Source organism: Castellaniella sp. GW247-6E4 (assembly GCF_040276065.1).
Classification (GTDB): domain Bacteria; phylum Pseudomonadota; class Gammaproteobacteria; order Burkholderiales; family Burkholderiaceae_B; genus Castellaniella.
On sequence record NZ_JBELOI010000011.1, the window covers coordinates 69,897 to 89,491 of the forward strand.

At 63.7% G+C, this 19,595-nt stretch carries 15 protein-coding genes and 1 tRNA gene; 13 read left to right on the top strand and 3 right to left on the bottom strand.

Translation table 11 applies throughout. From position 1 onward, the window contains the following. Window positions 1-46 precede the first annotated feature (46 nt). From ABS761_RS13775 to ABS761_RS13805, 7 genes are all read left to right on the top strand, one after another. Entirely contained in the window at window positions 47-706 is a 660-nt protein-coding gene (locus ABS761_RS13775) for a GntR family transcriptional regulator (protein ID WP_350408912.1), read from the top strand. Window positions 707-907: 201 nt separating this feature from the next. Beyond that, entirely contained in the window at window positions 908-2,935 is a 2,028-nt protein-coding gene (locus ABS761_RS13780) for a hydantoinase/oxoprolinase family protein (RefSeq protein ID WP_350408913.1), read from the top strand. Window position 2,936: 1 nt separating this feature from the next. Next, the gene (locus tag ABS761_RS13785) at window positions 2,937-4,952 is read left to right on the top strand and encodes a hydantoinase B/oxoprolinase family protein (protein WP_350408914.1); all 2,016 of its coding nucleotides are present in this window, start codon (window positions 2,937-2,939) and stop codon (window positions 4,950-4,952) included. Window positions 4,953-5,012: 60 nt separating this feature from the next. Further along, the gene (locus tag ABS761_RS13790; RefSeq protein ID WP_350408915.1) at window positions 5,013-5,798 is read left to right on the top strand and encodes an ABC transporter permease; all 786 of its coding nucleotides are present in this window, start codon (window positions 5,013-5,015) and stop codon (window positions 5,796-5,798) included. Then, window positions 5,795-6,598 (top strand): ABC transporter ATP-binding protein, encoded by an 804-nt coding sequence (locus tag ABS761_RS13795; RefSeq protein ID WP_350408916.1) that lies wholly within the window; start codon window positions 5,795-5,797, stop codon window positions 6,596-6,598. The genes ABS761_RS13790 and ABS761_RS13795 overlap by 4 nt, the downstream gene beginning before the upstream one ends. Window positions 6,599-6,622: 24 nt before the next feature. Then, window positions 6,623-7,591, top strand: a complete 969-nt coding sequence (locus tag ABS761_RS13800) for an ABC transporter substrate-binding protein (RefSeq protein WP_350408917.1) — start codon at window positions 6,623-6,625, stop codon at window positions 7,589-7,591. 247 nt (window positions 7,592-7,838) lie between these two features. Continuing rightward, complete coding sequence (locus tag ABS761_RS13805) at window positions 7,839-8,108, top strand: I78 family peptidase inhibitor (protein ID WP_350408918.1); 270 nt, start codon at window positions 7,839-7,841, stop codon at window positions 8,106-8,108. A gap of 309 nt (window positions 8,109-8,417) precedes the next feature. Here the strand turns inward: ABS761_RS13805 and ABS761_RS13810 are convergent. After that, window positions 8,418-8,502, bottom strand: a tRNA-Leu gene (locus ABS761_RS13810). Window positions 8,503-8,622: 120 nt separating this feature from the next. Between ABS761_RS13810 and tig the strand changes: the two genes are divergently transcribed. From tig to lon, 4 genes are all read left to right on the top strand, one after another. Next, window positions 8,623-9,933 (top strand): trigger factor, encoded by a 1,311-nt coding sequence (tig, locus tag ABS761_RS13815; RefSeq protein ID WP_350408919.1) that lies wholly within the window; start codon window positions 8,623-8,625, stop codon window positions 9,931-9,933. Then, window positions 9,933-10,592 (top strand): ATP-dependent Clp endopeptidase proteolytic subunit ClpP, encoded by a 660-nt coding sequence (clpP, locus tag ABS761_RS13820; protein WP_350408920.1) that lies wholly within the window; start codon window positions 9,933-9,935, stop codon window positions 10,590-10,592. The genes tig and clpP overlap by 1 nt, the downstream gene beginning before the upstream one ends. Before the next feature lie 10 nt (window positions 10,593-10,602). Continuing rightward, window positions 10,603-11,895, top strand: a complete 1,293-nt coding sequence (gene clpX / locus ABS761_RS13825) for an ATP-dependent Clp protease ATP-binding subunit ClpX (RefSeq protein ID WP_350408921.1) — start codon at window positions 10,603-10,605, stop codon at window positions 11,893-11,895. Window positions 11,896-12,059: 164 nt separating this feature from the next. Beyond that, window positions 12,060-14,519: an endopeptidase La gene (gene lon, locus ABS761_RS13830; RefSeq protein WP_350408922.1), complete on the top strand. Its 2,460-nt coding sequence runs from the start codon at window positions 12,060-12,062 to the stop codon at window positions 14,517-14,519. Window positions 14,520-14,633: 114 nt separating this feature from the next. On the opposite strand, the gene lexA is transcribed toward lon, so the two are convergent. Together lexA and ABS761_RS13840 are read right to left on the bottom strand one after the other, a co-directional pair. Then, the gene (lexA, locus tag ABS761_RS13835) at window positions 14,634-15,329 is read right to left on the bottom strand and encodes a transcriptional repressor LexA (protein ID WP_350408923.1); all 696 of its coding nucleotides are present in this window, start codon (window positions 15,327-15,329) and stop codon (window positions 14,634-14,636) included. 106 nt (window positions 15,330-15,435) lie between these two features. Further along, a complete protein-coding gene (locus ABS761_RS13840) occupies window positions 15,436-16,641 on the bottom strand; it encodes an amino acid aminotransferase (RefSeq protein ID WP_350408924.1) in 1,206 nt (401 codons plus the stop codon). 105 nt (window positions 16,642-16,746) lie between these two features. On the opposite strand from ABS761_RS13840, the gene uvrB reads away from it, so the two are divergent. Together uvrB and ABS761_RS13850 are read left to right on the top strand one after the other, a co-directional pair. Beyond that, window positions 16,747-18,783 (top strand): excinuclease ABC subunit UvrB, encoded by a 2,037-nt coding sequence (gene uvrB / locus ABS761_RS13845; RefSeq protein ID WP_350408925.1) that lies wholly within the window; start codon window positions 16,747-16,749, stop codon window positions 18,781-18,783. Between the two features lie 226 nt (window positions 18,784-19,009). Next, the gene (locus ABS761_RS13850) at window positions 19,010-19,501 is read left to right on the top strand and encodes a low molecular weight protein-tyrosine-phosphatase (protein ID WP_350408958.1); all 492 of its coding nucleotides are present in this window, start codon (window positions 19,010-19,012) and stop codon (window positions 19,499-19,501) included. The last annotated feature ends 94 nt before the right edge of the window (window positions 19,502-19,595 follow it).

Below are 19,595 nucleotides of genomic sequence, written 5' to 3' on the forward strand. Positions count from 1 at the left end.
GGACGGCGCGATGATGGCTCTCGAAGACGCTAACGCTCCGCCATTCATGACTGCCGAGCAGCACGTCTATCGGCAATTGAGGGCCGAAATCCTGTCGGGTCGGCTGGCCGGCGGTATCCGCCTGAACCAGGATGAAATCGCCAAGCGCCTGGGGGTCAGCCGCACGCCGGTGCGCCATGCTCTGCGCCGGTTGGGCAGCGAGGGGTTCATCACCAACCGGCCGAATTACGGCAGCGTCGTCACCAGCCTGAGCAGCCGGGACATCTTGGAGCTTTTCGAGATGAGGTCCCTGCTCGAGGGGTTCGCCGCTTCCTGCTCGCTCGCGAACCTGACCGATGCCGACATTGGCGCCCTGCTCGAGATGGCCGAACGGCTAGACGGCCTGTCGCTCACGTCCAGGGAGTGGCTCAAGAAGCACAACAAGCTGCACAGCACGATCTGCGGCTACGCCAAGCGCCCGATGTTGCAGCAGGCGGCCTGGGAGCTGCAGCAACGCACTGAACCTTACGTCAGGCTCTACCTGAGCGATAAAAAAGATACCGGCAGCAAAAGGCATCGGCACATCACGCTGATCAATACCTTATCGAGGAGGAACACCGAGGAGGTGGAGCAAGTCATGCGGATGCACGTCATGTCGTCGGCGCGCGGCGTGATCGATCTCCTGGCCTCACAGGAAATCCGGGCCGCCCATGACAAGCATCCCTGAGCCGGTCCCGCCCGCGACGGTACTCTCGCCTGCGTCAACGCAGGGTTGACGCAAAACCCTCCAACCAGTCCGAGGCCGGATGGGCCCGGGCGGCATTCACTGAATACAGTCTCTGCAGTAGATCGTCGAAGCAATCTTGTTGGTTGATGACTGAGGCCGATCGTCTGTCGGCCGGGTCGATTATTCCAGGGAAATGATGGTATGAACTCAGATGAGAATTTCAGGATTGGCGTGGATATCGGCGGGACCTTCACGGACATCACGCTGATGGACGCGGGCGGTGCGCTCGTCATGCTAAAGACGCCGTCCACGCCCAGCGCACCCGCCCGCGGGGTGGTCCGGGGCATCACCGAGATCCTGCAAAAGGCCGGCCGCAGGCCCGAGAATTGCCTCGACTTCGTCCATGGGTCGACCATCGGTGTCAACACGATCATCCGCCGTGATGGCGCTTGTGTCGGCCTGCTGATGACCAGTGGGTTCGAGGACATCCTGGAGCTTGCGCGCTGCAAGATGCCCAACCCCTTCAGCTTGTTTTCCTCGCGGCCCCTGCCGCTCATCCGGCGCAACTTCGTCAGAGGTATCCGCGAGCGCATCAACGGCAGTGGCCAGGTGGTCACCGCGCTCGATCCGGCGCAGCTAGAGGCGGCGGCCCGTCAACTGATGGAGCAGGGCGCCGAGCAACTGGCGATCTCGTTCCTGCATGCGTATCGCAATCCCGTCCACGAGCGGCAGGCCCGTGATTTCCTGGCACAGAAGTTCCCCTCGCTGAACATCACGATTTCCAGCGACATTTGGCCGCAGATACGAGAGTACGAGCGCACCACAGTGCTGACCATGAACAGCTACATCGCGTCGCGCGTGACGCAGTACCTGAACGAACTGAATGCCGAGAAAGGCAGGATCGGCCTGCATTGCCCGTTCTATATGACCAGCTCGAACGGCGGGCTGGTGCCCTTGCAGCACGCCATCGAACAGCCCATCAAGACGCTGCTGTCGGGCCCGTCCTCGGGCGTGACCGCCACCCTGCAGCTCATGAAAGACTGCGCCATCGACCGCGCGATCACGATGGACATCGGCGGCACCAGCGCCGACATCTGCGTGCTGGACGGCCATCACGTGCCGTATGCGTGGGACCAGGAGGTCGCCGGCCTACCCATCATGCTGCCCAGTGTCGACGTCTCGTCGATCGGCTCGGGCGGCGGGTCGATCGCCTACATCGACAACCTGGGCCTGCTGAAGGTGGGGCCGCAAAGCGCGGGGGCCGACCCGGGGCCGGTGGCCTACGATCTCCAGGGCACCGAGCCGACCCTCACCGACGCCTACTTGGTTGATGGCTACATCGATCCAGACAATTTCCTCGGGGGCGAGCTGGCGCTGCGCACCGACTTGTCCTATACGGCCATTGGCGAGCTCGGCAAGCGGCTGCGGCTATCGCCGGAAGCGGTGGCCGACGGCATCATCAAGATCTCTACCTCCAACCTGGTTGCGGAGATCAGCCGGCTGGCCGCCAAGAAGGGCCTGGATATCCGCGATTTCATCATGGTGCCCTATGGCGGGGCCGGTGCCACCCAGGCCTGCTTCGCGGCCGACGAACTGCACATCAAGAAGATCGTCATCCCGCCGACGCCCGGCACCTTCAGCGCCATCGGGGCGATTTTGTCGGATTTCCGGCTCGACTACGTAAAGAACCTGTTTTCGCCCTTCAACAAGCTGGACCATGCGGTGGTGCACGACTGGTTCCGGGAAATCGAGATGCGCGGCCGTGCGACCCTGAAGGATTCGCTTGACGTGGTCACGGAGATCGCGGTCATCCGCGCGGTCGGTGTCCGGTATCAGGGTCAGGGCTTCGAGGTCCCGGTCACCTTCGAGCACATCGACGACATCCCCCGGCTCTTTGCCGAGGAATACAGCCGCCTGTACGGACCGCGACTCGATGATGGGCCGCTGGAGGTCATCAGCCTGCGGGGCACCGTCGTCGGCGTGCGGCGAAAGCCTGGGTTGACGGTGATGCGCCAGGACACCGGCGAGGCCCAGGGCGCGAAGCGCAAGATCATCACGAACGGCCAGGTGATCGAGTGTCCGGCCTACCGGCGCCAGGCACTGGGGTCCGGTTGGCGGGGCATGGGGCCCTTTGTGATCGACCAGGCCGATACCACTATCGTCGTCACGCATGGCTGGCGCGCCCACGTGGACGCTGCCGCCGTGATCCATCTGGAAAAGGAGTTCTGAAATGAAAGTCGAGAACCCGATCGAGCTGTCAATCTTCAACAACATGGTGGGTGCGATTGCAGAGGAAATGTGCGCCATCGTGGAGCGTACGGCCTACACGACCTTCATCAAGGAAACCAATGATTTCGGTGCCGCGCTGGCCACCCCGCAGGGCCTGTTCTTCGGTTACCCGCGCAAGGCGGGCACCACCTCCCAGCTCGCCGGCGACATCAGCGATGCCATCAAGTGGGTGGACGAATGGCGTGAGGGCGATATTGTCCTTACCAACGACCCCTTCGCCACGGGCGCCATGGTCACCCACCTGCCTGACCTGACCCTGCTCGCTCCTATTTTCTTCGAGGGCGAGATCGTGGCTTACTGCTGGGGCTTCATCCACTCCTCGGACGTGGGCGGGCGCGTGCCGGGCAGCGTCGCGCCCTCGAACCAGGAGATATACCAGGAGGGCCTGCGCATCCCGCCGACCAAGCTGTACCGCGCCGGCGAACTGAACAAGGATCTGTTCGACATCCTCGAAGCCAACGTCAGGATTCCCTACCAGGTGTGGGGCGACCTGAAGGCCCTGATGTCGGCTTTTCACGTTGCCAAGCGCCGGCTGATGGACCTGTTCAGGAAAAACGGCCTGGCCAGGTCCAAGGCCTTGATTCAAGAATCCATGGATTACGCCGAGGCCAAGGCACGTCACGTCTTCTCTGAAATTCCCGACGGGACCTACCGCTTCTGGGACTATATCGAGGATGACCTCGTTTCCGACAATCCAGTGCGCATAGACCTGGCCCTGACCATCGAGGGTAGCAGCGTGCATCTGGACTACAGTGGCACTGATCCGCAGATCCTGGCGTCTTTCAACATTATCAGCGCCAGCAAGCCGCATCAGTGGCTGACACAGGGCATGGTCCACTACTTGCTGAGCAACGACCCGACCATCCCCGCCAATGGCGCCATCAAGCGACCCATCCGGGTCACCGCACCGGCGGGTTGCCTGCTCAACGCCGTCCTGCCGGCAGCCACAGGCTCGCGGATCACCACGGCCCTGAAGCTGATGGACATCACGATGGGCGCATTGGCGCAGGCCGTGCCCAAGAACGTGCCGGCCGCGGGCTCGGGTAACGGCATGCTGGGCGTGCTCGCGATGCCCGACGTCGTCAATGGCGGCAAAAAGGTGAACGTCTATCCGGTGCTGATCGGCGGCTCGGGCGGGCGCGCTGAATCGGACGGATATGACGGCACCAACGCCACGTTTGCATTCCTGCGCAACACGCCCATCGAAGCCATCGAATCGGAAATGGACATCTTGGTGCACGAATACCGCTACGTGCCGGATTCGGGCGGCCCAGGAGAATTCCGCGGCGGGCTGGGGGTGGGGCTCAAGCTTGAGGCGCTGTTGCCCGAAACCAGCTTCGCGATGCGTGGTATGGGCCGCACCCGCTTCGCGCCCTGGGGCGTTCACGGTGGCGAGTGCGGCGCCAAGACCAAGCTGGCTCTACTGAATGAAGGCAAGCCGAACGAGACCGCCATCCCGAAGCTCGACATCCTGCGCCTGGATCGCGACGACACCCTGACGCTGTCGAGCTCTGGCGGCGGGGGCTATGGTGATCCTAGGCGACGGGCGCTGGCGGCCATTGCCGACGACCTCAAGTTCGGTTTCATCACCCGTGAGCAGGCCGAGCGCGTCTATGGCGTCGTGTTCGACCCTACGACGGGCGACATCGACCGCACGCGATCCGAGCGCAACCGGCTGTCGGGGGCGGCGCCGGACGCCACCGGGGACCCGCGCTATGCCTATGGCGTGGATCGCGAGGCCTACGACCGCCTGTGGACACCGGAAAGCCGGCAGGCGCTGCTGCAGATACTGGATTCTTTGGCGATCTTGCAGCGCTCCTACGTCAAGAACATGATCATGGACATGGCCACTGCCCTGAGTCGGGAGCGCTCCCTGGCCGCCATCGGCGGCGAGCAGATCCGCGAATGCTGGGACACGGTTCGGCTACGGCTGGGAGAACAGCCGGAAACCGCCTGATCAAGACTCTTTGATGACCGGGTCCCGATGGGGCCCATGAATGGTCGGGAACCCAACGCGATGAAAAGAAAGGTTCTAGCAAAGCGCTTGTCTCATTCGGGCCAGATTGTCCTGTCGTTGGTCCTCGCCGCCGTGATCTGGGAGGTGATGGGACGGTTCGTCGTCGTCAGCCCGTTGCTGTTCGTGCCCCTGTCCGAGGTGATTGCCCGAGGCATCGAGCTGTGGGAGGCGGGCGAGCTGCAGTTGCACGTCTGGATCAGCTTTATCGAATTCCTCGGCGGCTATTCCCTGGCCGCCTTGGTGGGCATCCTGCTCGGCGGTCTGCTCGGCAGCTCGATGCGGCTGCGGACCCTGTTCGAGCCCTGGGTGTCGATGTTGTATTCCACGCCCGTGATTGCGTTGGGTCCACTGTTCATCCTCTGGCTGGGGATCGGGGTTGGCTCGAAGGTCGCCATCATCTTTTTGACCTCGGTATTCCCCATCCTCATCAACACCTCCATCGGGCTGGTGACGACCGACAAGACGCTGCTGGAGGTGGCACGCTCCTGTGGCGCGACCGGCCTGCAGCTGTTCTGGAAGGTGCGCATGCCATCGGCGATTCCCTACGTCATCGGCGGCCTGCGCCTGGGCGTGGCCAGGGCACTGGTGGGGGTGGTGGTCGCGGAGCTGTTCGGCGCCCGAGCGGGAATCGGCTTCATGATCATGAACTCGACGCAAAGCTTCGATACCGCCTCGCTGTACGTGGGCGTGCTCATCTTGGCCGTGGCGGGGGTGACTTCCGTCGGCCTGCTGAAACTCCTGGAAGAGAAGATCACCCCGTGGCGCATGACCGGAGAAGACGAATGAAGGTGGAAAAGCTGGTGACAGAGCGGCTCTGCAAGAGCTACACCAAGCAGGATGTCAAGCTGGAGGTGCTGCGCGACATTTCGCTCTCGGTCAGGGATGGCGAGTTCGTCAGCATCGTCGGGGCGTCGGGTTGCGGCAAGACGACCTTCCTGCGCCTGGTCGACGGCCTCATCACGCCCACCTCCGGTTCCGTGAGAGTCGATGGCAGAGAGGTCACCCTGCCTGGCAAGGAGATGGCTTTCGTCTTCCAGCAGGACGGGCTATTCCCCTGGCGCACGGTGCTCAACAACACCGTGCTTGGCCCAGAACTGCAAGGCCGCTCGCGCCGCGAATACAAGGAGCAGGCGCGTCAGATCCTGAAGCTGGTCGGCCTGGCGGGGTTCGAGAATCACTACCCCCATGAGCTTTCGGGAGGCATGCGCCAGCGTGTGAACATTGGCCGGGCGCTGGCGATCGGTGCCGACATCCTGCTCATGGACGAACCCTTTGCAGCACTGGATGCGCAGACGCGCACCATCATGCAGGACGAACTGATCCGGATTTGGCGCGAGACGAAGAAGACGGTGTTGTTTGTGACGCACCAGTTGGAGGAGGCCGTGTATCTGTCGGATCGGGTCTTCGTCTTCACCGCCCGTCCAGGGCGGCTCAAGGAGATCATCGAGATTGATCTACCCCGGCCGCGCAGCCTGGACATCAAGTGGACGAAGGAGTTCGTGGATTACACGAACCACATATGGACTTCCATCGAGGAGGAAGTGCGGATGGGCATTGGACTTGAAATCGAGAAGGGCATCAACTGACGAAAACTACGACTTTGGAGAGACATGATGAAAACGGGAATCACCACCAAGTGGGTCCATTTAATCTCTGCAGCCTCATTGTTGGCCTTTGGCCCGCTGGCATTCGGCCAGACGAAGCCCATCGTGGCGAGCATCAACGCCAACATCGGCCTGTACTGGCCGCAGCTGGCCGCCAACGAGCGCCAGGGCTCGTTGCCGGCGGATTCGAAGTTCGACATGGTCCTGGTCGGCAATGCGGCCCAGCAGTTGCAGCAGTTGGTCGGCGGCTCGCTGGATATCGCCTATACCAACTGCGACCTCGCGATGAAGGCGAAGGACAAGGGCGGGGACGTCGTCATCGTGGGCGGCGCGGTCAACATCTATCCCTACACCATCATGTCGGCCCCCGATGTTCACCAGCCGAAGGATCTGGTCGGGAAGAAGGCCATCCTGCCGTTCAAGACCTCGCTCCTGACCCTGTTCCTGAACCAGTGGCTGCAGGAAAACGGCGTGGACCCGTCCCAGGTCGATGAGGTGTTCGACGGCGCCACGCCTAATCGGTACGCGGCCCTCAAAAATGGCATCGTGGCGGCCGCCGTGGTGTCCCAGCCGTTCGATTTCCGGGCCAAGGAGGAAGGCTTCAACAAGTTCTTCAGCTATTCGAAAATCGGCGAGTTCGGCTTCACGTGCGCGGTCGTGAACAGCGGCTGGGCGCACGAGAACGCCGACAAGCTGCGCAGGCACCTGAAAGTCATGGCCGACATTACGGACTGGCTCTACGACCCCAAGAACAAGGATGAAGCGGTCGCCATCCTGACCAAGGTTTCCAAGCAGCCCGAGCCCCTGGTCGTCGAGACCTATGATTACTATTTCAATGAGCTCAAGCCCTTTTCCAAGGGGATGAAGGTCACCAAGGTGGGCCTGGAAAAGCTGATGGGAGTCCTGAAGGACAACGGCGATATTGACAAAAAGTGGCAGATGGCCGATTTCATCGATGAGAGCTACTTGCCGTAGGCGGCCGGCTCCGAACGGGCGGCCTGGCATCCCATCAGCGGCGCGTGCATTCAAAGCTGGCGTGCCAGTGACGCCAGCTGAATGACTCCGCAAGCCCCAAAGACATGGATGCCAGGCTGGAATGTGCATCCCCTGAAGGGGCAGGATCTGGAAGGCCACTGGTCTGCCAGGGTCAGCGGGAACTACTGGCTCAAGATTGAAAGAGGGTGGGGTGTATAAATGGTCCATACTTTTTGACGGAGCCACAATGAAATTCATCCTCGCCGCGATCCCGCTCGTGCTGCTTGCCGCCTGCCAGTCGCCAACCGCAGGCCTGCTTGAGAACCCGGATCTGTGCAAGGCGGGCGCGAGGCAGAGCCTGGTCGGGACACCGATATCGAGCCTGGATCAGTCCGCGCTGCCGAAGCTCTCGCGAGTCATCCATCCCAAGTCGGCAGTCACGATGGACTACCGTCAGGACCGGCTGAACGTGTACGTGGGCGAAGATGGGAAGATCGAAAAAGTGACGTGCGGGTAGGGTGAGGCTTGTTGGGCGCGTAGTTCCCGTTCGCGGTCTGCCGCCCATTGGATGCGTCACGTCGATTGGGAGATAGGCCGCTGTCGCGGACGATTTTTCCGTGAACGCGGAATTTGATCTGGGCGCGGCAGCCGTACGGTGATTTCTGTATGGATGCCATGGAATTGTTTTGGGGCCAGACGTGGGGCCATTTTGGGGCCAAAGGGTTAAAAAACCCGATGTCAGGCTATCAAGCAGCTCCAGGGATATCTCGTAACCCACTGATTTTGCTGAATATTGATGTTATGCTGTCAGCTATATTAAGATCAGTGGTGCGAACGGAGAGACTCGAACTCTCATACCTTGCGGCGCCAGAACCTAAATCTGGTGCGTCTACCAATTCCGCCACGTTCGCACGGCAAGCCGAGTATTATAACGGGATTTCCCCGGGCTCCCGGGGTGGCCGCGAGCAGTCCCCGTTTCCGTTAAAATACCTCGCTTACCGTCTAAATTCTCTATCTCAAATAGGTTCCTAATGCAGCCTGTGGTTGAAAAACTTTCCGGCCTTGAGCGCCGAGTCGATCTGACCGTCTCCGTTGCCGACATCGAAAAGGAAGTCCAGGCGCAACTCAAGCGCGTCGCCCGCACCGCCAAGATCCAGGGCTTTCGCCCCGGCAAGGCGCCGTTGTCGGTCATCGAACGCAGCCATGGCCCCGGCGTGCGCTATGAGGTGATCAACTCCGAGATCGGCAAGTCCCTGGACAAGGTCATTGGCGAGGCCAAGCTGCGCGTGGCCGGCACCCCCAATCTGGAGCCCAAGACCGAGGGCGTGGGCGAGGACGTGCTGGCCTTCTCGGCCACCTTCGAAGTCTACCCCGAAGTCGAGCTGCCGGATCTGGCGACTCTCCAGATCACCCGCAGCGAGGTCGAGGTGGGCGATGCCGAGGTGCAAAAGACCATCGATATCCTGCGCAAGCAGCGCACGGCCTTCAAGCCCGCCGACGGGCGCGCGGCACAGGATGGTGATCGCGTGACCCTGGACTTTGCGGGCACCATCGACGACGTGGCCTTCGAGGGTGGCACCGCCACTCAGTTTCCCTTCGTGTTGGGCGAGGGCCGCATGCTGCCCGAGTTCGAGCAGGCCGTCACCGGCATGCAGGCCGGCGAGGAAAAGACCTTTCCCCTGACCTTCCCGGCCGACTACGGCAGCGAGGCCGTCGCCGGCAAGACCGCTGAATTCAAGATCACGGTCACCGAGGTCGCCGAGCCCGAGCTGCCCGAGGTCGATGCCGAATTCGCCAAGTCCCTCGGCCAGGCCGAGGGCGATGTCCAGGCCCTGCTCGCCGACGTGCGCGGCAACATCGAGCGCGAGGCCAAGGCGCGCGCCAAGAACCTCACCAAGGCCAGCGTGATGGACGCTCTGGCGGCCGCCTGCCAGTTCGATCTGCCCAAGGCACTGGTCGAGCGCGAGATCGAAAGCCGCACTGCCGCCGCCCGCGAAGAGCTCAAAAATCGTGGCCTGCCCAATGCGGACTCCATCCCCATTCCCGCGGACACTTTCAAGGCCGAGGCCGAGCGCCGCGTCCGCCTCGGGTTGCTGGTGTCCGAGCTGATCCAGTCCGCCGACCTGCAGGCCAAGCCCGAGCAGGTGCGCGCGCGCATCGAGGAGTTCGCCCAGAGCTACGAGCAGCCGGCCCAGGTCGTGACGTATTATCTGTCTGATCGCCAGCGCCGCGCCGAGATCGAATCCCTGGTGCTCGAGGATAATGTCGTCGAGCATGTGCTGGCGGCCGCTCAGGTCAGCGCCGAGGCCGTCGAATTCGATACTTTGATGGGGACCCGCTAATGTCCAGGTTCACCGATTTCTATGCCTCCATGTATGGCGGGGATTCGGTCGTCCCCACGGGACTGGGTTATGTCCCCATCGTCATCGAGCAGTCCGGCCGCGGCGAGCGGTCCTACGACATCTACTCGCGCCTGTTGCGCGAGCGGGTGGTGTTTTTCGTGGGGCCGGTCAACGATCAATCGGCCAATCTGGTCGTGGCGCAGTTGCTGTTCCTGGAATCGGAGAACCCCGACAAGGACATTTCGCTCTACATCAATTCGCCGGGCGGATCGGTCTATGCCGGCATGGCGATCTACGACACCATGCAGTTCGTCAAGCCCGACGTGTCGACCCTGTGCACCGGGCTTGCCGCCAGCATGGGCGCGTTCCTGCTGGCCGCCGGCGCCAAGGGCAAGCGCTACGCCCTGCCTAATTCGCGTATCATGATTCATCAGCCTTCGGGCGGCGCGCAGGGGCAGGCTTCCGATATCCAGATCCAGGCCAAGGAAATCCTCAGCCTGCGCGAGCGCCTCAACGCGATCCTGGCGGAACGCACCGGGCAGGATATCGAGCGCATCGGCGTGGATACCGAGCGCGATAATTTCATGTCGGCCGACGAGGCTCGGGAATACGGCCTGATCGACAAGGTCCTGATTTCACGTACCGACGAGGCGAGCTGAGTACAGGTTTATGACGGAAAAAAAGGGTTCAAGCGACGACAAGGCGCTGCATTGTTCCTTCTGCAACAAGAGCCAGCACGAGGTGCGCAAGCTCATCGCCGGGCCCTCGGTGTTCATCTGCGATGAATGCATCGACCTGTGCAATGAGATCATTCGCGAGGAAACCCAGGAGGCCGCGCGCGAGGCGGTGCGCAACGAGCTGCCCGCCCCGCACGAGATCAAGACTTTCCTCGATGGCTATGTCATCGGCCAAGAGACGCCCAAGCGCAACTTGGCGGTCGCGGTCTACAACCACTACAAGCGCATCCGCTACGCCGATGCCAAGGGCGGCGACGTCGAGCTCTCAAAGAGCAATATTCTGTTGATCGGCCCGACCGGCTCGGGCAAGACCCTGCTTGCGCAGACGTTGGCGCGCCTGCTGGACGTGCCCTTTGTGATGGCGGACGCTACGACGCTGACCGAGGCGGGGTATGTGGGCGAGGATGTGGAAAATATCATCCAGAAGCTCCTCCAGAATTGCAACTACGAGCTCGACAAGGCCCAGCGCGCGATCATCTACATCGACGAGATCGACAAGATCGCGCGCAAGTCCGACAACCCGTCGATCACCCGCGACGTCTCGGGCGAGGGTGTGCAGCAGGCGCTGCTCAAGCTCATCGAGGGCACGGTCGCCTCGGTGCCGCCGCAAGGCGGGCGCAAGCACCCCAACCAGGATTTCGTCCAGGTCGATACGACCAACATCCTGTTCATCGTGGGCGGCGCCTTCGACGGCCTGGAAAAGATCATCCGCGATCGCAGCGAGCGCTCCGGGATCGGCTTCTCGGCCTCGGTGCGGGCCAAGACCGAACGCGGCGTGGGCGAGCTTTTCGCCGAGGCCGAACCCGAGGATCTGATCAAATTCGGCCTGATTCCGGAACTGGTCGGCCGCCTGCCGGTCGTGGCCACGCTCGAGGAATTGCAGGAAGACACCCTGGTGCGCATCCTGACCGAGCCGCGCAACGCGGTGGTCAAGCAATTCCAGAAGCTCTTCGAGATGGAGGACGTCCAGCTCGAGGTGACCCCGGATGCGCTGACCGCGATCGCGCGTCGCGCCATCAAGCGCCGCACCGGCGCACGCGGCCTGCGTTCCATCATCGAGCAGGCGCTGCTGGGCACCATGTACGACCTGCCGTCGCGTCGCGACGTCAACCGCGTCATCCTCGACGAGGACGCGGTCGAGGGCCGCCAGCCGCCCACCCTGGTCACCGGCCCGCGCGACGCCCACGGATCCGACGACAAGCCCCTGCGCACCGCCGCGGCCTAGGGATGCCCCCGGCCCCACGGGGCCGGAAAATCCTCTTATACTGAACTGGCGGCGAGGCCTTGAAACCTCGCCGCCAGTCGCCATATAACACGCAGGCAATGCACGCAAAAGGGGCTTTCCAGCGTCCTTTTGCATCCGGAAGTCATCAGTTTAAGGAAGCAACCATGTCTGCTACCCAAATCATCGCTCAGGAGCCCGTCGAGCTCCCGCTGCTGCCGCTGCGGGACGTGGTGGTGTTCCCCCACATGGTCATCCCGCTGTTCGTGGGGCGGCCCCGCTCGATCAAGGCGCTCGAGATCGCCATGGAGGCGGGCAACAGCATCATGTTGGTTGCCCAGAAATCCGCCGTCAAGGACGAGCCCTCGCCCGAGGACCTCTACGAGATCGGCTGCGCCGCCAGCATCCTGCAGATGCTCAAGCTCCCCGACGGGACGGTCAAGGTCCTCGTCGAGGGCCTGCAGCGCGCCCGCATCCTCGAGGTCACGGACGTCGAGACCCACTTCGCCGCGCACGTGGCCGGCGTCGACGAGGATCATTCCCAGAACGCCGAGGCCGAGGCCTTGCGCCGGGCGGTGGTCGCCCAGTTCGAGCAATACGTCAAGCTCAACAAGAAAATCCCCCAGGAAATCCTCACCTCGCTCTCGGGCATCGAGGATGCCGGGCGCCTGGCCGACACCATCGCCGCGCACCTGCCCCTCAAGATCGAGCAAAAGCAGGTCATGCTCGAGACCACCGGCGCCGCCGGCCGCCTCGAGGCGCTGCTGGCGCAGCTCGAGGCCGAGATCGACATCCTGCAGGTCGAAAAGCGCATTCGCGGCCGCGTGAAAAAGCAGATGGAAAAGAGCCAGCGCGACTACTACCTCAACGAGCAGGTCAAGGCCATCCAGAAGGAACTGGGCGAAGGCGAGGAAGGCGCCGACATCGAGGAGATGGAGCGCAAGATCGCCGAGGCGCATCTGCCCAAGGAGGCCCAGAAGAAGGCCGCCGCCGAACTCAAGAAGCTCAAGCTCATGTCGCCCATGTCCGCCGAGGCGACCGTGGTGCGCAACTATATCGATACGCTGCTGGGCCTGCCGTGGCGCAAAAAGAGCCGCGTCAACAATTCCATCAAGAACGCCGAGGAAGTCCTCGACGCAGACCACTATGGCCTGGAAAAGGTCAAGGAACGCATCCTGGAATACCTCGCCGTGCAGCAGCGCGTCGACAAGCTCAAGGCACCGATCCTGTGCCTGGTCGGGCCCCCGGGCGTGGGCAAGACCTCGCTGGGCCAGTCCATTGCGCGCGCGACCAACCGCAAGTTCGTGCGCATGGCCCTGGGCGGCGTGCGCGACGAGGCCGAAATCCGGGGCCACCGCCGCACCTACATCGGTTCGATGCCCGGCAAGATCCTCCAGAACATGGCCAAGGTCAGTGTGCGCAACCCGCTGTTCCTGCTCGACGAGATCGACAAGATGGGCGCGGATTTCCGCGGCGATCCGTCCTCGGCGCTGCTCGAGGTGCTGGATCCCGAACAGAACCACACCTTCCAGGACCACTACATCGAGGTCGACTTCGACTTGTCGGACGTGATGTTCGTGGCGACCAGCAACACCCTGAACATTCCGCCGGCGCTGCTGGACCGCATGGAGGTCATTCGCCTGTCGGGCTACACCGAGGATGAAAAGGTCCACATCGCCTTCGACCACCTGCTGCCCAAGCTCATGAAGAACAACGGCGTGCAGGAAGGCGAACTGACCATCACCGAGGACGCCGTGCGCGACATCGTGCGCTACTACACGCGCGAGGCGGGCGTGCGCGCCCTCGAGCGCGAGATCTCCAAGGTGTGCCGCAAAGTCGTCAAGCAGCTGCTCGCGGCCAACCCGGTGACGCGCGGCCGCAAGGCGGGCGTGATCACCGAGCGCATCACGGTCGATGCCGCCAATCTCAACGACTACCTGGGCGTGCGCCGCTATACCTTCGGCATTGCCGAGAAGGAAGACCGCATCGGCCTGGCGACGGGCCTGGCCTGGACCGAGGTGGGCGGGGAACTGCTGACCATCGAGGTGGCCGACATGCCCGGCAAGGGCGCGGTGGTGCGCACGGGTTCGCTGGGCGACGTGATGAAGGAATCCGTCGAGGCGGCGCGCACGGTGGTGCGCGCGCGGGCCCAGAAATGGGGCATTGCCAACCAGGCCTTCGAAAAGCGCGACCTGCACGTGCACTTTCCCGAGGGCGCCACGCCCAAGGACGGCCCCTCGGCGGGCATCGCCATCACCACGGCCATGGTATCGGCGCTCACGGGCATCCCGGTGCGTTCGGACGTGGCCATGACCGGCGAGATCACCCTGCGCGGCGAGGTGCTGGCCATCGGCGGCCTGAAGGAAAAGCTGCTGGCGGCTCACCGCGGCGGGATCAAGACCGTCATGATTCCCGAGGAAAACGTCAAGGACCTGGTCGAGATCCCCGACAACGTCAAGAACCACCTGGACATCATTCCAGTGCGCTGGATCGACCGGGTCCTGGAGGTGGCCTTGCAGCACATGCCCACCCCCTTGTCCGACGAGGAGGTCGCGCGCCTGGCGGCCGAGGCCGTGGCAGCCTCGCGTCCCGCGGAGTCGAGCAACGGCGACGTGACCAAGCACTGAGGTTGCGCGTGGTATAGGCGCAAAAAACCCGGGACGGTTTTCCGTCCCGGGTTTTTTGGATTCAGGTTCGAGGCCGGGCCGTGTTCTGTATCGCGCGAGGCCCGCGGGCCTGGGTCAGTGCAGGGCGTCGGTGCGGATCAGGCCCACCGCGATCCCTTCGAGGGCGAAATCGTCCCCTGGGCCAACCAGGATGGGCTGGAAGTCGGGATTTTCGGGTAGCAGGCGCAGGCGGCCACCCTGGCGTTCGAGGCGCTTGACCGTGACCTCGGTGCCCAGGCGGGCGACGACGATCTGTCCGTTGCGGGCCTCGGGGCTGCGGCGGACCGCGAGCAGGTCGCCGTCCAGGATGCCGACATCGCGCATGCTGGCGCCGCGCACGCGCAGCAGGTAATCCGGTGTCTGGGAAAATAGGCCCGCACCCACCGGGATTTCGCGTTCGACGTGCTCGGCGGCCAGGATGGGATGGCCGGCCGCCACGCGCCCGACGATCGGTAGCAGCAAGTGGTCGGCGGCCTGGGCGAGGCGCACCGGCGGCGCGTCGTCGGGGGCATGGTCCCTGGGTGCGCGCCGCAGTGCCTGCGTCGCATCCTCGTTTGCCTCGACGAGCTGAATGCCGCGCGAGGTGCCCGCCGACAGGCGGATCACGCCTTTGCGCGCGAGGGCGCGCAGATGGTCCTCGGCGGCGTTGGCCGAGCGAAAACCCAAGGTATCGGCGATTTCGGCGCGGGTGGGCGGACGGCCATCGACCGCGATGGCCTGGCGGATCAGGTCGAGGATCTGGGATTGTCGCGCGGTGAGCTTGAGGGCCATGGTCTTGGGCTGTACATAAACACAGTCCGAATTGTGGCCGATGGAGCCGCAAAAGGCAAGTCGGCCCGGGGGACCCGGGCCGGCTCGGTGCGGCGGTGCGCGGTGGTCAGCCCTTGATGACGCGGGCGATGGCCTCGGCCACGTAGTCGATGTTGCCGCTGTTGAGGGCGGCCACGCAGATCCGGCCGCTGCCGACCGCATAGATGCCGAATTCGTCGCGCAGGCGCTCGACCTGGGTTTTGTTCAGGCCCGAATACGAGAACATGCCGCGTTGCGCCATGACGAAACCGAAGTCCTGGTCCACGCCGGCAGCCTGGATTTTCTCGACCAGTTGGCGGCGCATGCCGCGGATCCGCTCGCGCATGCCCGCGAGCTCGCCCGCCCAGGTGGCGTAGAGCTCGGGCGTGTTGAGCACCATGGATACGATGGCGCCCCCGTGGGTCGGGGGGTTGGAGTAGTTGGTGCGAATGACGCGCTTGAGCTGGCTGAGCACCCGCGCGCTTTCGTCGTCGCTGCCGGTCACCAGCGTCAGGGCGCCGACGCGCTCGCCGTACAGCGAGAAGGATTTCGAGAACGAGGAACTGATGAACATGGTCAGGCCCAGGTCCGCGAACTGGCGCACCACGCTGGCATCCTCCTCGATCCCCGCGCCGAAGCCCTGGTAGGCGATGTCGAGGAAGGGCACGAGTTGGCGGGCCTGGATGGTCTGGGCGATCCGCGCCCATTGCTCGGCCGTGGGATCCACCCCGGTGGGGTTGTGGCAGCAGGCGTGCAGGACCACGATCGTGCCCGCCGGCAAAGCCTCGAGCGAGGCCAGCATGCCTTCGAAGTTCAGGCCGTGCGTCGCGGCGTCGTAGTAGTCGTAGCTGACGACGGGGAAGCCCGCCGCCTCGAACAGCGCCTGGTGGTTGGCCCAGCTCGGGTTGCTGATGGCCACCCGGGCGCCGGGCAGGACCTGGCGCAGGAAGTCGGCCCCGACCTTGAGCGCGCCCGTGCCGCCCAGCGTCTGGACCGTCAGGGAGCGGTGTTCGGACATGAGCGGCGAGCCCTTGCCCAACAGCAGGGTTTGCGCCCCGGTGTTATAGCCCGGGATCCCGTCGATGGGCAGGTAGTTGCGGGGCTCGGCGCGTTCGAACAGTCGGGTTTCGGCCTGGCGCACGGCGTTCAGCAGCGGGATGCGGCCCTGGTCGTCGTAGTACACGCCCACCCCAAGATTGACCTTGGTGTCGCGGGTATCGGCCTTGAATTGTTCATTCAGGCCCAGGATGGGGTCGCGCGGAGCGAGTTCGACGGAAGCGAAAAGGGAGGACATGTGATTTGGAGGAAGGGCTAGGGAAGAAAGGTGGGGTTCGAGGGCCGATCTTTGTTGCGGGAGGCAATGATGGGATAATAAGGGGTTTCCCGAAGAGGTGTCCAGTTGCCCACGACTCAGGCCGCACCCGGATTCATCCGTTACCCGGACAGTCCGTTCCAGCTCTATCAGCCGTATCCGCCCGCGGGCGATCAGCCGGCCGCGATCGCCGCCCTCGAGGAGGGGATACACGATGGCCTGATGTTCCAGACCCTGCTGGGTGTCACGGGGTCGGGCAAGACCTACACCATGGCCAACCTCATCGCCCGGACCGGGCGGCCCGCCATTGTGCTCGCGCCCAACAAGACCCTGGCGGCGCAGCTCTACGCGGAGATGCGCGAGTTCTTTCCGCGCAACGCCGTGGAATATTTCGTGTCCTACTACGATTACTACCAGCCCGAGGCCTACGTGCCCTCGCGCGACTTGTTCATCGAAAAGGACTCGTCGATCAACGAGCACATCGAGCAGATGCGCTTGTCCGCCACCAAGAGCCTGCTCGAACGCCCCGACACCATCATCGTGGGCACCGTGTCCTGCATCTACGGGATCGGCAATCCCGGGGACTATCACGCCATGGTCCTGACCCTGCGCAAGGGCGACCGCATCGCCCGCCAGGAAATCCTCGCCCGGCTGGTGGCCATGCAGTACGAGCGCAACGATGCCGAGTTCGCGCGCGGGGTGTTCCGCGCGCGTGGCGAGGTGATCGACGTATTCCCGGCCGAGCATGCCGAGCAGGCGCTGCGCATCACCTTGTTCGACGACGAGATCGAATCGCTGGACTTGTTCGATCCCCTCACTGGAAAGATCACGCAGGCATTGTTGCGCTTCACGATTTTTCCGAGCTCGCACTACGTCACGCCGCGCGAGACCGTGTTGCGGGCCATCGAGACGATCAAGGAGGAATTGCGTGAGCGGCTGGCCGTGCTCACCGCCGAGCAGAAGCTGGTCGAGGCCCAGCGTCTCGAGCAGCGCACCCGCTTCGACCTCGAGATGCTGCAGGAGCTCGGATTCTGCAAGGGGATCGAGAACTATTCCCGCCACCTCTCGGGTGCGGCGCCGGGCGAACCACCGCCCACGTTGATTGATTACCTGCCGGCCAGCGCCCTGATGTTCATCGACGAGAGCCACGTGACCATCGGCCAATTGGGCGGGATGTACCGGGGCGACCGCTCGCGCAAGGAAACGCTGGTGCAATTCGGCTTCCGCCTGCCCTCGGCTCTGGACAACCGGCCCCTGCGGCTCGAGGAATTCGAGGCGCGCATGCCGCAGTGCGTATTCGTGTCGGCCACGCCGGGCTCCTATGAGGTCGAGCACGCCGATCAGGTGGTCGAGCAGTTGGTGCGGCCCACCGGCCTGGTGGATCCCGAGGTGGACCTGCGGCCGGCGGTCACCCAGGTCGATGATCTGCTGGGCGAGGCCAAGCTGCGCATCGCGCGCAACGAGCGGGTGCTGGTCACGACGCTGACCAAACGCATGGCCGAGGATCTTACCGAATATCTCGGCGAAAACGGCCTCAAGGTCCGCTATCTGCACTCGGATATCGACACGGTCGAGCGTGTCGAGATCATCCGCGACCTGCGGTTGGGGGCCTTTGACGTGCTGGTCGGCATCAACCTGCTGCGCGAAGGGCTGGATATCCCAGAGGTATCGCTGGTGGCCGTCCTGGATGCCGACAAGGAGGGCTTTCTGCGTTCCGAGCGCAGCCTGATCCAGACCATGGGGCGGGCGGCCCGCAACCTCAATGGCCGGGCGATTCTGTATGCCGACCGCGTGACGGACTCGATGCGCCGCGCCATGGATGAGACCCAGCGGCGGCGCGAGCGGCAGCTCGCCTTCAACAAGGAGCACGGCATCACCGCGCGCGGCGTCAGCAAGGCGGTGCGCGACCTCATCGACGGGGTCTCGGCTGCGGCCTCCGGGCGCCAGGCCGCGGCGGCCGTGCCGTACGACGAGGCCGCCCTGCACGACGAAAAGGCCCTGGCGCGCGAAATCCGCCGCCTCGAGGAAAAGATGCTGGATCATGCCCGAAACCTCGAATTCGAGCAGGCCGCATCCGCCCGCGACGCCCTCAAGGCCCTCAAAGAGCGCGCCTTGCTGTCTTAGCGCCGGCATCATGCCGATGCGTGGACGGGAACCGCATCGACGGCCGGGCGGCGATGCGTTGGAAAAAACCGACAGTTGGCGACGAGGCCCGATACCGCCTGGAATGCTGCCACGCAGCAAAATCGGGATTCCCGGGGTTCCGGCTTGCCGCAGGGGTGGCTGCGCCCACTATGGAAACTCTGGAAATTGCTTGCCAATTTCGGGGTTTTCCCTCACACTTTCACCTATCATGAATAAAGTACTTTTCGTCTGCACGGGCAACATCTGTCGCTCCCCCAGTGCGCAAGGCGTCTTTCAGCACATGATCGACGAGGCGGGCCTGGCGGATGTCGTTGGTGTCGATTCCGCGGCCACACACAATTTCCACGTGGGCGAGGCGCCCGATCCTCGGGCCCAGACGGCGGCGCGCAAGCGCGGCTACGATTTGTCCGCCCACGTCGGCCGCCAGATCTCCGCGCAGGATTTCCGCGACTTCGATCTGATCCTGGCCATGGACTGGGAAAATCTTTCGGCGCTGCAGCAACAGTGCCCCAAGGTCTACCAGCACAAGCTCATGCTGCTCATGCGCTTTTCGAACGAATACGAGGAGGCCACGGTGCCCGACCCCTATTATGGGGCGCCCGAGGGCTTCAACAAGGCGCTCGATTACATCGAGGACGCTTGCCAGGGCGTACTCGAGCTGGTCCGCAAGCGCGCGCTCCAATACCAGGCCGCCTGAGGGCGGATGCAGTGTCCGGGCGCCCCGAAAGGGGCGTTTGGCATTTTCGGCGCCGCATTTTCAGACCCTGCATGCGAACTGCATGATTTAAATC

Coding starts and splice junctions, on each gene's coding strand:
- ABS761_RS13775 (WP_350408912.1), top strand. CDS start 47: ATGACTGCCGAGCAGCACGTCTATCGGCAATTGAGGGCCGAAATCCTG.
- ABS761_RS13780 (WP_350408913.1), top strand. CDS start 908: ATGAACTCAGATGAGAATTTCAGGATTGGCGTGGATATCGGCGGGACC.
- ABS761_RS13785 (WP_350408914.1), top strand. CDS start 2,937: ATGAAAGTCGAGAACCCGATCGAGCTGTCAATCTTCAACAACATGGTG.
- ABS761_RS13790 (WP_350408915.1), top strand. CDS start 5,013: ATGAAAAGAAAGGTTCTAGCAAAGCGCTTGTCTCATTCGGGCCAGATT.
- ABS761_RS13795 (WP_350408916.1), top strand. CDS start 5,795: ATGAAGGTGGAAAAGCTGGTGACAGAGCGGCTCTGCAAGAGCTACACC.
- ABS761_RS13800 (WP_350408917.1), top strand. CDS start 6,623: ATGATGAAAACGGGAATCACCACCAAGTGGGTCCATTTAATCTCTGCA.
- ABS761_RS13805 (WP_350408918.1), top strand. CDS start 7,839: ATGAAATTCATCCTCGCCGCGATCCCGCTCGTGCTGCTTGCCGCCTGC.
- tig (WP_350408919.1), top strand. CDS start 8,623: ATGCAGCCTGTGGTTGAAAAACTTTCCGGCCTTGAGCGCCGAGTCGAT.
- clpP (WP_350408920.1), top strand. CDS start 9,933: ATGTCCAGGTTCACCGATTTCTATGCCTCCATGTATGGCGGGGATTCG.
- clpX (WP_350408921.1), top strand. CDS start 10,603: ATGACGGAAAAAAAGGGTTCAAGCGACGACAAGGCGCTGCATTGTTCC.
- lon (WP_350408922.1), top strand. CDS start 12,060: ATGTCTGCTACCCAAATCATCGCTCAGGAGCCCGTCGAGCTCCCGCTG.
- lexA (WP_350408923.1), bottom strand. CDS start 15,329: ATGGCCCTCAAGCTCACCGCGCGACAATCCCAGATCCTCGACCTGATC.
- ABS761_RS13840 (WP_350408924.1), bottom strand. CDS start 16,641: ATGTCCTCCCTTTTCGCTTCCGTCGAACTCGCTCCGCGCGACCCCATC.